Source organism: Sphingomonas hankyongi, from assembly GCF_023516575.1.
GTDB lineage: Bacteria > Pseudomonadota > Alphaproteobacteria > Sphingomonadales > Sphingomonadaceae > Sphingomicrobium > Sphingomicrobium hankyongi.
Genome location: NZ_JAMGBE010000001.1, coordinates 404,611 through 417,120 on the forward strand (window position 1 = coordinate 404,611; position 12,510 = coordinate 417,120).

Annotated in this window: 17 protein-coding genes and 2 pseudogenes; 1 reads left to right on the forward strand and 18 read right to left on the reverse strand. The window is 63.3% G+C overall.

The features are described 5' to 3' along the window. Positions 1–9: 9 nt before the first annotated feature. From rplX to rpsL, 18 genes and pseudogenes are all read right to left on the reverse strand, one after another. Positions 10–330, reverse strand: coding sequence for a 50S ribosomal protein L24 (gene rplX / locus LZ538_RS02110; protein ID WP_249830347.1), 321 nt, complete (start codon positions 328–330; stop codon positions 10–12). Continuing rightward, positions 330–698, reverse strand: coding sequence for a 50S ribosomal protein L14 (gene rplN / locus LZ538_RS02115; RefSeq protein ID WP_192588030.1), 369 nt, complete (start codon positions 696–698; stop codon positions 330–332). The genes rplX and rplN overlap by 1 nt, the downstream gene beginning before the upstream one ends. A gap of 179 nt (positions 699–877) precedes the next feature. Next, positions 878–1,117: pseudogene (rpsQ, locus tag LZ538_RS02120) on the reverse strand (30S ribosomal protein S17); the annotation flags it as partial. A gap of 13 nt (positions 1,118–1,130) precedes the next feature. Continuing rightward, positions 1,131–1,343, reverse strand: a complete 213-nt coding sequence (rpmC, locus tag LZ538_RS02125; RefSeq protein WP_249830348.1) for a 50S ribosomal protein L29 — start codon at positions 1,341–1,343, stop codon at positions 1,131–1,133. Between the two features lies 1 nt (position 1,344). Beyond that, a complete protein-coding gene (gene rplP, locus LZ538_RS02130; RefSeq protein ID WP_249830349.1) occupies positions 1,345–1,779 on the reverse strand; it encodes a 50S ribosomal protein L16 in 435 nt (144 codons plus the stop codon). A 19-nt stretch (positions 1,780–1,798) separates the two neighbouring features. Next, the gene (gene rpsC, locus LZ538_RS02135) at positions 1,799–2,512 is read right to left on the reverse strand and encodes a 30S ribosomal protein S3 (RefSeq protein WP_249830350.1); all 714 of its coding nucleotides are present in this window, start codon (positions 2,510–2,512) and stop codon (positions 1,799–1,801) included. After that, the gene (rplV, locus tag LZ538_RS02140; protein WP_249830351.1) at positions 2,512–2,889 is read right to left on the reverse strand and encodes a 50S ribosomal protein L22; all 378 of its coding nucleotides are present in this window, start codon (positions 2,887–2,889) and stop codon (positions 2,512–2,514) included. The genes rpsC and rplV overlap by 1 nt, the downstream gene beginning before the upstream one ends. Continuing rightward, positions 2,889–3,164 carry a 30S ribosomal protein S19 gene (gene rpsS / locus LZ538_RS02145; protein ID WP_249830352.1) on the reverse strand — a complete coding sequence of 92 codons (276 nt, stop codon included), beginning with the start codon at positions 3,162–3,164 and terminating at the stop codon, positions 2,889–2,891. The genes rplV and rpsS overlap by 1 nt, the downstream gene beginning before the upstream one ends. Before the next feature lie 3 nt (positions 3,165–3,167). Then, complete coding sequence (rplB, locus tag LZ538_RS02150; protein ID WP_249830353.1) at positions 3,168–4,004, reverse strand: 50S ribosomal protein L2; 837 nt, start codon at positions 4,002–4,004, stop codon at positions 3,168–3,170. Continuing rightward, a complete protein-coding gene (locus LZ538_RS02155; RefSeq protein ID WP_249830354.1) occupies positions 4,004–4,324 on the reverse strand; it encodes a 50S ribosomal protein L23 in 321 nt (106 codons plus the stop codon). Before LZ538_RS02155 ends, rplB begins: the two co-directional genes overlap by 1 nt. Beyond that, positions 4,317–4,943, reverse strand: coding sequence for a 50S ribosomal protein L4 (rplD, locus tag LZ538_RS02160; protein WP_249830355.1), 627 nt, complete (start codon positions 4,941–4,943; stop codon positions 4,317–4,319). Before rplD ends, LZ538_RS02155 begins: the two co-directional genes overlap by 8 nt. 275 nt (positions 4,944–5,218) lie before the next feature. Continuing rightward, a pseudogene (gene rplC, locus LZ538_RS02165) lies at positions 5,219–5,884 on the reverse strand (50S ribosomal protein L3); the annotation flags it as partial. 205 nt (positions 5,885–6,089) lie between these two features. Next, a complete protein-coding gene (gene rpsJ, locus LZ538_RS02170) occupies positions 6,090–6,401 on the reverse strand; it encodes a 30S ribosomal protein S10 (RefSeq protein ID WP_028969184.1) in 312 nt (103 codons plus the stop codon). 284 nt (positions 6,402–6,685) lie between these two features. Then, positions 6,686–7,387, reverse strand: coding sequence for a calcium-binding protein (locus tag LZ538_RS02175; protein WP_249830356.1), 702 nt, complete (start codon positions 7,385–7,387; stop codon positions 6,686–6,688). 212 nt (positions 7,388–7,599) lie between these two features. Next, positions 7,600–8,790 (reverse strand): elongation factor Tu, encoded by a 1,191-nt coding sequence (tuf, locus tag LZ538_RS02180; protein WP_249830357.1) that lies wholly within the window; start codon positions 8,788–8,790, stop codon positions 7,600–7,602. Between the two features lie 71 nt (positions 8,791–8,861). Then, complete coding sequence (gene fusA / locus LZ538_RS02185; RefSeq protein ID WP_249830358.1) at positions 8,862–10,949, reverse strand: elongation factor G; 2,088 nt, start codon at positions 10,947–10,949, stop codon at positions 8,862–8,864. Between the two features lie 67 nt (positions 10,950–11,016). Continuing rightward, positions 11,017–11,487 carry a 30S ribosomal protein S7 gene (rpsG, locus tag LZ538_RS02190; RefSeq protein WP_249830359.1) on the reverse strand — a complete coding sequence of 157 codons (471 nt, stop codon included), beginning with the start codon at positions 11,485–11,487 and terminating at the stop codon, positions 11,017–11,019. 58 nt (positions 11,488–11,545) lie between these two features. Beyond that, positions 11,546–11,917 (reverse strand): 30S ribosomal protein S12, encoded by a 372-nt coding sequence (gene rpsL, locus LZ538_RS02195; RefSeq protein WP_147044308.1) that lies wholly within the window; start codon positions 11,915–11,917, stop codon positions 11,546–11,548. Between the two features lie 304 nt (positions 11,918–12,221). Here rpsL and LZ538_RS02200 point away from each other — a divergent pair, with 304 nt between their 5' ends. After that, positions 12,222–12,488 (forward strand): hypothetical protein, encoded by a 267-nt coding sequence (locus tag LZ538_RS02200; RefSeq protein WP_249830360.1) that lies wholly within the window; start codon positions 12,222–12,224, stop codon positions 12,486–12,488. Positions 12,489–12,510: the final 22 nt, after the last annotated feature.

Genomic DNA, 12,510 nt, shown 5'->3' on the forward strand with positions numbered 1-12,510 from the left:
TTTTCCTTATCAGCCATGGATCAGCTCTCCAGACTTGGCCGCAACGCGGACCTTCTTGCCGTCACGCTCCTCGAAGCGGACGCGGGTCGGCGCACCGGTCTTCGGGTCGGCGATTGCGACCTTCGACACGTGCAGCGGCGCTTCCTTGCGCTCGATCCCGCCTTGGGGATTGAGCTGCGACGGCTTGCGGTGGCGCGCATGGACGTTCACGCCCGACACGACGACCTTCATTTCCTTCGGCATCGCCTTGACGACCTCGCCGGTGCGGCCCTTGTCCTTGCCGGACAGGACCACGACCTTGTCGCCCTTCTTGATCTTCTGCGCGGCCATTACAGCACCTCCGGCGCAAGGCTGATGATCTTCATGTGCTTCTTCGCGCGAAGCTCACGGACCACCGGGCCGAAAATACGAGTGCCGATCGGCTCCTCGTTCTTGTTGACGAGCACCGCCGCGTTCGAATCGAAGCGGATCACCGAACCGTCGGGACGGCGGATGTCCTTCGCGGTGCGAACGATCACCGCGCGGTGAACGTCGCCCTTCTTCACGCGGCCGCGCGGAGCGGCTTCCTTGACGCTGACGACGATGATGTCGCCGACGCCGGCGGTACGGCGCTTCGAGCCGCCCAGCACCTTGATGCACTGAACGCGCTTGGCTCCGCTGTTGTCCGCAACGTCCAGGTTGGACTGCATCTGGATCATGGTTCGACCCTACCTCTTCCCAAATCTACTCAGGCGTCCGCTTCGGCGACGTCTTCGGCCTTGGCCTTCTTCGTCGACTTCTTGGCGGGCTTCTCAGCCTTTTCCTCTGCCGGCTGCGAAGGCTCGGCGTCGGTCGGCGCAACGATTTCCGGCTCGTCGATCTCGACTGCGCCGATCTTGGCTGCACCGATGCGGTCGACGACCTTCCACGTCTTCAGCTTCGAGATCGGGGCGCATTCTTCGATGCGCACGATCTCGCCGACGTGGAACTCGTTCGCCGCGTCGTGAGCGTGATACTTCTTCGACAGCTTGATGATCTTGCCGTACAGCGGGTGCTTCACCCGCCGCTCGACGCGGACCACCACGGTCTTGTCACCCTTGTCGGACACCACGGTGCCGGTGAGGACGCGCTTTGGCATTCCTATTCTCTCCTCAACCCTGCTGCGTTTCGGCAGTGCGGGCGCGCTGGTGCTGAAGCGTCTTGATGCGCGCAATCGTGCGGCGCACCTCACGCACGCGGCTCGGCTTTTCGAGCTGGTTGGTCGCCGACTGGAAGCGGAGGTTGAATTGCTCGCGCTTCAGTTCGATCAGCTGCTGCTGCAGCTGGTCGTCGGTCTTGACCTTGAGATCGTCGATCACGGCCACCTTACTTTTCCTCTTCCATCAGGCTCTCGCCCAGGCGGGCGACGACCTTGGTCTTGATCGGCAGCTTTTCCGCCGCGCGCTCGAAGGCCGTCTTGGCGATCGCGCCGGGGACGCCGTCGAGCTCGAACAGGATCCGGCCAGGCTTCACTCGGGCGACCCAGAATTCCGGCGAGCCCTTGCCCGAGCCCATGCGGACTTCGGCAGGCTTCGACGACACTGGCACGTCCGGGAAGATGCGGATCCACAACCGGCCCTGGCGGCGGATGTGACGCGTGATCGCGCGGCGAGCCGCCTCGATCTGGCGGGCAGTGATCCGCTCCGGCTCCATGGCCTTCAGGCCGAAAGCGCCGAAGTTGAGCTCGGTCCCGCCCTTGGCATTGCCATGGATGCGGCCCTTGAAGGCCTTGCGGAACTTGGTGCGCTTGGGTTGCAGCATCTCTTACTTTCCTTCGCGCTTACCGGTTGCCACGCTCTTCGCGCGCCGGACGGACGCCGGAGGTTTGAGCCTCCATCATCAGCCGGTCCTGCGCGAGCGGGTCGTGGCCGAGAATCTCGCCCTTGAAGACCCACACCTTCACGCCGCAGACACCGTAAGCGGTATGCGCTTCGGCCTCGGCGTAATCGACGTTGCCGCGCAGCGTGTGCAGCGGAACGCGGCCCTCGCGGTACCATTCGGTCCGCGCGATCTCCGCTCCGCCCAGACGGCCCGCGCAGGTGATACGAATGCCCTCGGCGCCAAGGCGCAGCGCGGACTGCACGGCGCGCTTCATGGCGCGGCGGAACGCGATACGGCGCTCGAGCTGGTCGGCGACGCCCTGCGCGACGAGCTTGGCGTCGATCTCCGGCTTGCGGATCTCGACGATGTTGAGGCTGACCTCGGAGCCGGTCATCTTCTGAAGCTCGCGCTTCAGCTTCTCGATGTCCGCGCCCTTCTTGCCAATGATGACGCCGGGACGAGCAGCATAGATGCTGATGCGGCAGATCTTCGCGGGACGCTCGATAACCACCTTCGAGATCGCCGCCTGCGGCAGCTTCTCGACAATGTAGCGGCGGATCTTGAGGTCCTCGAGGAGCAGCCGGCCGTAATCGTCGCCTTCGGCGAACCAGCGGCTGTCCCAGGTGCGGTTGATCTGCAGGCGAAGCCCGACAGGAGACGTTTTCTGACCCATTACGCTTCTTCCTGCTCGCGCACGACGACGCGGATGCGGCTGAACGGCTTGACGATGCGCGACGAACGGCCGCGCGCGCGGGTCGCGAAGCGCTTCATCGAGATCGACTTGCCGACGCTTGCCTCGGCGACGACCAGAGCGTCGACGTCGAGATTGTGGTTGTTCTCGGCATTCGCGACGGCGGAGGCCAGGACCTTGTAGACATCCTCGCTCATGCCCTTGGGGCTGAACTTCAGGATGTTCAAAGCCTGCTCGACCTTCTTGCCGCGGATCATCTGGGCGACGAGATTGAGCTTGCGCGCGGAGCCGCGGATCGTGTTGCCGATCGCGAGCGCTTCCTTCTCGGCCACCTTGCGGGGTGCAACTGGCTTGCTCATCAGCGCTTGCCCTTCTTGTCAGCGGCATGGCCGTGGAACGTGCGCGTCGGTGCGAACTCGCCGAGCTTCATGCCGACCATCTCTTCATTGACCGACACCGGCACGAACTTGCGGCCGTTGTAGACATTGAAGGTGAGGCCGACGAACTGCGGCAGGATCGTCGAGCGGCGCGACCAGGTCTTGATCGGCGCTCGGCCACCCTTGTCCTGCGCAGCTTCCGCCTTCTTCAGAAGCGAAAGCTCGACGAACGGACCTTTCCAGACGGAACGGGCCATGGATTAACCCTTCTTCTTCGCGTGACGCGACCGAATGATGAACTTGTCGGTCGCCTTGTTGTGACGGGTACGAGCACCCTTGGTCGGCTTGCCCCAGGGGGTAACCGGATGACGGCCGCCCGAAGTCCGGCCTTCGCCACCGCCGTGCGGGTGGTCGACCGGGTTCTTGGCGACGCCGCGGGTCAGCGGACGCTTGCCCAGCCAGCGCGTGCGGCCGGCCTTGGCAAAGGTCTGGTTCGCATTGTCCGGGTTCGACACGGCGCCAACCGTCGCCATGCAGTCGGAGCGCACATAGCGCTGCTCGCCTGAATTGAGCCTGACGATGACCATCCCGCGATCGCGGCCGACGACCTGGACGTAGGTGCCTGCGGCACGCGCAATCTGGCCGCCCTTGCCGGGCTTCAGCTCGACATTGTGGACGATGGTGCCGACCGGCATCTGGCCGATCTCCATCGCATTGCCGGGCTTCACGTCGACCTTCTTGCCGGCGATCACCTTGTCGCCCTGAGCGAGACGCTGCGGAGCGATGATGTATGCCTGCTCGCCACCCTCATAGGTGATGAGCGCGATGAAGGCCGAACGGTTCGGATCATACTCGAGCCGTTCGACGGTCGCGGCGACGTCCCAGGTACGGCGCTTGAAGTCGATGTAGCGGTACTTCTGCTTGTGACCGCCCGCGATCCCGCGCGAGGTCACGTGGCCCTTGTTGTTGCGGCCGCCGGTCTTGCGCTTGCCTTCGGTCAGCGCCTTGACGGGCTTGCCCTTCCACAGCGCGGACTTGTCGACCAGGATCAGGCCGCGGCGGGCCGGAGAGGTCGGCTTATATTGCTTGAGTGCCATTACGCCCGCACCCCTTCCGTAATGTCGATCGACTGGCCCTCGGCGAGGGTGACGATCGCCTTCTTCACGTCCGAACGCTGATAGGGCCTGCCCTTCCAGCGCTTGGTCTTGCCCTTGCTGACGATCGTGTTGACGCCCGTCACCGTGACTCCGAACAGCGCCTCAACGGCCGCCTTGATCTCGGGCTTGGTGGCGCGCGGCGCGACCTTGAACACGACCGAGTTCGTCTCCGACAGCATCGTCGACTTCTCGGTGATGTGCGGCGCGAGCACGATGTCGTAGTGGCGCGCGTCTGCCGCCGCCTGCTGCTTCTTAGCCATTGAAGCGGTCCTCCAGCTTCTCGACCGCGGCGCGGGTCAGGACCAGCGTCTCGTGGCGCATGATGTCGTACACATTGGCTCCGATCGCCGGCAGCAGGTTGACGCTCTCGAGGTTCGAGGAAGCGCGCGCGAAACCGACGTTCAGCGCATCGCCGTCGATCACCAGCGCGGTCTTGCCGAAACCGAGCTTTCCAAGCTGCTGCTTCAGCGTCTTGGTCTTGCCCTCGGCGACGTCGAGATTGTCGATAACGATCAGCTGGCCGTCGCGGGCCTTCGCGGACAGCGCCATCTTGAGACCGAGCTGCCGAACCTTCTTGTTGAGGCTCGACGTGAAGACGCGGGCACGCGGGCCGTGCGCCTTGCCGCCGCCGATGAAGATCGGAGCCTTGCGATCGCCGTGGCGAGCCGTTCCGCCGCCCTTCTGGCGACCGAACTTCTTGCCCGTGCGTGCAACATCGCTGCGCTCGCGGGCAGCGCGCGCCGGAGCGCGGCGGTTGACCAGCTGCCAGGTTACGACGCGGTGCAGGATGTCGGCTCGCGGCTCGACGGCGAAGATCTCGTCGTTGAGCTCGATGTCACCGCCCTTGCCGGCGTCGAGGGTCTGTACTTTGACCTTCATCGCTTGCCTTCCTTGCCTTCGTCGGCGTCAGAGGCAGGCTTTGCGCTGTCCTCAGCCGCTTGGGCTTTTTCATTTTCTGCAGTCTGGGCCTCGTCGGCTGCTCCGGCCTCTGCGGCAGCTTGGGCTTCCGCCTCGGCGGCAGCGCCAGCTTCCTGCTCGGCCGCGATCGCCGCCACTTCTTCGTCGCTCGGCAGCGCCGGAATCTCATGTACCGCCGCATCGTCGACCAGGCCGGCCTCCGGCACTTCGATCTCGTCGAGCTTCTTGGTGTCAAGGATACCGGCCGGATATGGCGCGGTCTCATTGCGCGGCAGCTTGATCGCGTCGGTGACGGTCAGCCAGCTGCCCTTGTGGCCGGGAACCGAGCCCTTGATGAACAGCAGGCCGCGGATCGGATCGGTGCGCACGACCTCGAGGTTCTGCTGCGTGCGGTTCCGGGCGCCCATGTGGCCGGCCATCTTCTTGTTCTTGAAGACGCGGCCCGGATCCTGGCGGTTGCCCGTCGAACCGTGCGAGCGGTGCGAAACGGAGACGCCGTGGGTCGCGCGGAGACCGCCGAAGCCCCAGCGCTTCATGGCGCCCGCGAAGCCCTTGCCCTGCGTCACGCCGGCAACGTCGACGAACTGGCCAGCGACGAAATGGTCCGCGCTGATCTGCGCGCCGACGTCCAGCAGCGCGTCGTCAGCGACGCGGAACTCGACGACCTTTGCCTTCGGCTCGACCGAAGCCTTGCCGAACGCGGAGCGCTGCGGCTTGTTGACGTTCTTGGCCTTGGCCTTGCCGGCGCCGAGCGCAACGGCAGTGTAGCCGTCACGATCGCTCTCGCGACGCGCGACAACCTGCAGCTCGTCGAGCTGCAGAACGGTAACTGGAACGTGCCGGCCATCCGCCTGGAACAGGCGGGTCATGCCGACCTTCTTCGCGATCACGCCAGTGCGCATGATCAAACTCCTCCACAGAGGCACCCGGCCCATCCGGGTGCGTGCAGCCCGTCAAAATGTTTGCGTGCCCCGCCTGGGCTAGTGCTCCCTTGAAAGGAGCGGCGGGGACGCAGCCCGGAGCTAGTCTCCGGCGGTATCCTCGCTGTGCTCCCGCGAAGGCAGGAGCCCAGTACTGGGTCCCTGCCTTCGCAGGGACGCACTGGCGTCAAGCCAGCTTGATCTCCACATCGACGCCGGCGGCGAGATCGAGCTTCATCAGCGCATCGACCGTCTGCGGCGTGGGCTGCACGATATCGAGCAGCCGCTTGTAAGTCCGGACCTCGAACTGCTCGCGCGACTTCTTGTCGACGTGAGGCGAGCGGTTGACGGTGAACTTCTCGATACGCGTCGGCAGGGGAATGGGACCGCGGATGAGAGCACCCGTACGGCGCGCCGTGTCGGCGATGTCGCCAGTGGCCTGGTCGAGCACTCGATGATCGAACGCCTTCAGGCGAATACGGATATTCTGCGTTTCCATGTCCCTACCGATGCGAAAGAGCCACGGACCGTTGCCGGTCCAAAATACAAGAGGCCGCACCCGTTTGATCCGGTTTCCCGGAACGGACGACCTCAGCTTGAATATTGGTGACGGTGACGAATCCCCGTCGGTGGAGGCGCCTCTACAGAGGACGGCCGGTCAGATCAACCCCTGTGCGCCAAGTTCGCGCGGCAAATGTCACCTTTGGGTGGAAAGCAGACATTTGCGGCTAGCAGGATCTGGGACGGAAAGGGCGAGTCGCATCGATTGGCTAGGCAGACGCCTTACCAGACGATGAACTCATACGGCGTCACCGGCAGGCCATTGACGATGCCGGTTATCTCACCCGGTTGGTATTGCCCTTCGAATTGCAGAGTCATGTACGCATCACTGCTGCCATAGCGGTAGAGCGTTAGCGTCGTCACGCCGTTGGAATAAGCGAGAGTCGCTTGGCCGTTGCCGTCCGACAATTCGCTCGCGAGCCGAGTTTCCCCGACATACTCCCAGCGCTGAAGACCCGACGCACTCGTGTTCGCGTCAATCCAAGCGAGATCGCCTCCAAATTCGAGTAGATCCTCGGCAGGATTGAAGTCCCTGATGGTGTCTATGCCTCCGATCGAATTGGAGTCGTCCGGACTTATGTATGCGAAGAAATCGGCGCCGGCTCCGCCCGATAATAGATCGGCACCCAGATAACCATGGATTGAATCGCCATCAGCACCGCCGTCGAGAATGTCGTTGCCTACCCCTCCGTTCAGGAGGTCAACCCCCGCGCCGCCTGAAAGTGTGTCATTACCTGATTCGCCAAGGAGGCGATCATCGCCATTGCCACCGTCGAGCAGGTCATTTCCGTTGCCGCCATAGATGCTGTCGTTGCCATCATGACCGTAAAGCTTATCGTTCCCGCCCTTGCCGTTGATGTAGTCCGCTTTGCGGCTCCCGTTGATAATGTCGTCACGGCGATCGTTACCCTGGTACGTGCCCATGGATTTGCTCCCCGACTCTAACGGATGCTGTTAAATTATCATTTATCATGATGATGGTAAATGAGCGCCGCCGCGGTCTGCTAGTGTCCGCTTTGGGTCGAAAGCGGACGTAGCGTCGCCGTTCTCAGGTCGGGAAATGCCCTAAAGAAAAGGCCCGGCGCTTCGACAGAAGCACCGGGCCCTTCATGATCTAGCGCCCTCAGGCGCGAGACTTACTTGGAGATCGTGCCGACGACGCCTGCACCGACGGTGCGGCCACCTTCACGGATCGCGAAGCGCAGACCCGGGTCCATGGCGATCGGAGCGATCAGCTTCACGCCCAGGCTGACGTTGTCGCCCGGCATGACCATCTCGGTGCCTTCCGGCAGCTGCACTTCGCCCGTCACGTCGGTCGTGCGGAAGTAGAACTGCGGACGGTAGTTCGCGAAGAACGGCGTGTGACGGCCGCCCTCGTCCTTCGACAGGACGTAAACTTCCGCCTGGAAGTCGGTGTGCGGCGTGATCGAGCCCGGCTTGCACAGGACCTGACCGCGCTCGACATCCTCACGGCCGATGCCGCGAAGAAGCGCGCCGATGTTGTCGCCTGCCTGGCCCTGGTCGAGCAGCTTGCGGAACATCTCGACGCCGGTGACGACGGTCTTCTGGGTGTCGCGGATGCCGACGATTTCGACTTCCTCGCCAACCTTCACGACGCCGGTCTCGACGCGGCCAGTCACGACGGTGCCGCGGCCGGAGATCGAGAACACGTCCTCGATCGGCATCAGGAACGGCTTGTCGAGCGGACGCTCGGGCTGCGGAATCCAGTCGTCGACCGCCTTCATCAGCTCCATGATCTTCTCTTCGCCGATGTTGGCGTCGCGATCCTCGAGAACCGCGAGAGCCGAACCGGAGACGATCGGAATGTTGTCGCCGTCGAAGCCGCGCTTGGAAAGCTCCTCGCGGATTTCCAGCTCGACCAGCTCGAGAAGCTCGGGATCGTCGACCTGATCGACCTTGTTGAGGAAGACGACCATGGTCGGAACGCCGACCTGCGCCGCGAGCAGGATGTGCTCCTTGGTCTGGGGCATCGGGCCATCGGCGGCCGACACGACCAGGATCGCGCCGTCCATCTGCGCGGCGCCGGTGATCATGTTCTTCACATAGTCGGCGTGGCCCGGGCAATCGACGTGCGCATAGTGACGCTTGTCGGTCTCATATTCGACGTGCGCGGTCGAAATCGTGATGCCGCGCTCGCGCTCTTCCGGCGCCTTGTCGATGTTCGCGAAGTCGACCGCTTCGCCGCCGCCGTGCTTCGAAAGCACCTTCGTGATCGCGGCCGTCAGCGACGTCTTGCCATGGTCGACGTGACCGATCGTGCCGATGTTGCAGTGCGGCTTATTCCGCTCGAATTTAGCCTTAGCCATTTTACGCCTCTTCTTCTGGAAATCGGGCGCGCCGCCCGTTCGCGAGCGCGCCCATAGCTAACAAAATACGGTTACGCCAGCTTCGCCTTCACCTCGTCGGCGACGTTCTGCGGCACTTCGTCATAGTGCGAGAACTGCATCGTGTACTGAGCGCGGCCCTGCGTGAAGGAACGCAGTTGGTTCACATAGCCGAACATGTTCGCCAGCGGCACGATTGCCTCAACGACCTGCGCGTTGCCACGGCTGTCGGTGCCCTGGATCTGGCCGCGCCGGCTGTTGATGTCGCCGATGACGTCGCCGAGATAGTCCTCCGGCGTCACGACCTCCACCTTCATCATCGGCTCGAGGATCTTGATGCCCGCCTTCTGGGCCGCTTCACGCATCGCACCGCGACCCGTGATCTCGAACGCGAGCGCCGAAGAGTCGACGTCGTGATACTTGCCGTCGAGCAGGTGCACTTCGAAGTCGACGATCGGGAAGCCGATCAGCGAACCGGTCTCCGCCGTTTCCTTCATGCCCTTCTCGACCGACGGGATATATTCGCGCGGAATATTGCCGCCCTTGATCTCGTCGATGAACTGGAAGCCGCTGCCGCGCTCGCCGGGAACCACCTTCACCTTCACTTCGCCGAACTGGCCGGAGCCGCCCGACTGCTTCTTGTGGGTGTAGGTAAGCTCGATCGGCTTCGCGAGATATTCGCGATAGGCGACCTGCGGAGCGCCGACGTTGGCCTCGACCTTGAACTCGCGCTTCATGCGGTCGACCAGGATCTCGAGGTGGAGCTCGCCCATCCCCTTGATGATGGTCTGGCCCGACTCATGGTCGGTGGTGACGCGAAAGCTCGGATCCTCGGCGGCCAGGCGGTTGAGCGCGATGCCCATCTTTTCCTGGTCGGCCTTGGTCTTCGGTTCGACTGCGACCTCGATCACCGGGTCCGGGAATTCCATGCGCTCCAGGATGATCGGCTTGTTCGGATCGCACAGGGTGTCACCCGTCGTGGTCTCCTTGAGGCCGGCGATCGCGACGATGTCGCCGGCATAGGCCACGTCGATGTCCTCACGATTGTTCGCATGCATCAGAAGCATGCGCCCGATCTTTTCCTTCTTGTCCTTCACCGAATTGGCAACGGTGCCCTTCTCGAGCTTGCCCGAGTAGATGCGCGCGAAGGTGAGCGAGCCGACGAACGGATCGTTCATGATCTTGAACGCGAGCGCCGAGAATGGAGCGCTGTCGGACGCCTCGCGGGTGTCCTCGGCCTCGTTCGCCGGGTTGATGCCTTCGACGGGTGGAATGTCGAGCGGGCTCGGCAGATAGTCGACGACCGCGTCGAGGAGCGGCTGGACGCCCTTGTTCTTGAAGGCCGAGCCGCACAGAACCGGCACGAACGAGAAGTTGAGCGTGCCCTTGCGGATCAGCTTCTTCAGGGTCGCGGTGTCGGGCTCATTGCCTTCGAGATAGGCCTCCATGACATCGTCGTCCTGCTCGACGGCCATCTCGATCAGCTCCTGGCGGGCTGCGGCGGCTGCATCGGCAAGGTCGGCCGGGATCTCTTCGTACACGAACTTCGCGCCCAGGCTCTCGTCGAGCCAGATGATCGCGCGGTTCTCGACGAGGTCGACCAGGCCCTTGAAGCCGCTCTCGATGCCGATCGGCAGGTAGAGGACCGCGGGGCGGGCGCCCAGGCGATCCTTGATCATGCCGACGCACATTTCGAAGTTGGCGCCCGTGCGGTCGAGCTTGTTGACGAAGCACATCCGCGGGACCTTGTACTTCTCCGCCTGGCGCCACACGGTCTCGGACTGCGGCTCGACGCCGGCGACGCCGTCGAAACAGGCGACCGCGCCGTCGAGCACGCGCAGCGAGCGCTCGACTTCGATGGTGAAGTCGACGTGGCCCGGCGTGTCGATGATGTTGATGCGGTGCTCCGGCCCGTCACCCGCCGTCCAGAAGCAGGTGGTCGCGGCCGACGTGATGGTGATCCCGCGCTCCTGCTCCTGCTCCATCCAGTCCATGGTCGCGGTGCCCTCGTGGACCTCGCCGATCTTGTAGGACTTGCCGGTGTAATAAAGGATGCGCTCGGTCGTCGTCGTCTTGCCGGCGTCGATGTGCGCCATGATGCCGATGTTGCGGTAACGCTCGAGCGGATGGCTGCGGGCCATTGTCTTGTCTTCCTTCGATGTGTGGAGAAGCGCCTCGGCGGCTTCCCCACCTATATGGGTAGTAAAATTACCAGCGGTAGTGGCTGAAGGCGCGGTTCGCCTCGGCCATGCGGTGCGTGTCCTCACGCTTCTTGACGGCGTTTCCACGGTTCTGCGCGGCATCCATCAGCTCGCCCGACAAACGCGCGGACATGGTCTTCTCGGATCGCGCGCGCGCCGCAGAGATCAGCCAGCGTATGGCGAGCGCCTGGGCGCGCTCAGGACGAACCTCGACGGGGACCTGGTAGGTCGCGCCGCCGACGCGGCGGGAGCGGACCTCGATGCCCGGCTTCACATTGTTCAGCGCATCATGAAACACGCCGATCGGCTCGCGCTTGAGGCGGGTCTCGACATTGTCGAGCGCGCCATAGACGATGCCTTCAGCGACGGACTTCTTGCCGTCCAGCATGACGCTGTTCATGAACTTCGAGAGGACGATATCCCCGAACTTCGGATCGGGAAGGATTTCGCGCTTTTCAGGGCGACGACGACGAGCCATTGGATAATTCCTTTCTCTTCAGCCGGTCCGGAACCTGTCCGGGGCTTACTGCTGTCGGTTATTTCGGACGCTTGGCGCCGTACTTGGAACGGGACTGCTTGCGGTCCTTCACGCCCTGCGTGTCGAGCACGCCGCGAAGCACGTGATAGCGAACGCCCGGAAGGTCGCGCACACGGCCGCCGCGGATCAGCACCACGCTGTGCTCCTGGAGGTTATGGCCCTCGCCGGGAATGTAGCTGATCACTTCGCGCTGGTTGGTCAGGCGGACCTTGGCAACCTTGCGCAGCGCCGAGTTCGGCTTCTTCGGGGTCGTCGTATAAACACGGGTGCAAACGCCGCGCTTCTGCGGGTTCTGCTCCATCGCAGGGACCTTCGATTTGGCCTTCTGCGGTTCGCGACCCTTGCGGATCAGCTGGTTAATCGTTGGCATGAAGCCCTTCACCTTTCATTGCCGGAAAACCCGGCGGTTACTTTGCTCAACACGAAAAGCGCGACGCCCAAGCAGCTTCAGGCCGCTTGGCCACGCGCAGATTGAGCAATGTTCAGCTCTTGCCCGGCGCTAGCGGTGCGCTCGGACGGGCGGGCACATAGGGGAGAGGCTGCTAACGGTCAACCGCCGGATGGGGAGGAAGCGGCACCTTTCCGTCGAAATCGCATCGCGTCCGATCGAAACTAGCAGTAAATCTGCGGCGTTGAGCGATATGCCAGCGTTGCCATTCCAAGGAGAATATAAGATGGCACACAAAGGATTGATCGTCGCATTCAGCGCGATCTTCGCCGCTTCCCCAGTAGCCGCCACCCAGACGGATCCCACATCATCGCAAGAGCCGGCGATGACCGCTCCTGCCGGGACCCCTGAAACCAAATATTGCATGCACATCGAAGCGATCACCGGCAGCCGCCTCGAAGAGGTAAAGTGCTGGACCCGCGCCGAGTGGGCCGAGCAAGGGGTCGACGTCGATCACGATTGGGCCAAGGAAGGTGTTCGCACCGTAGGCTGAGATCGATCAGGTGGCTGAGATC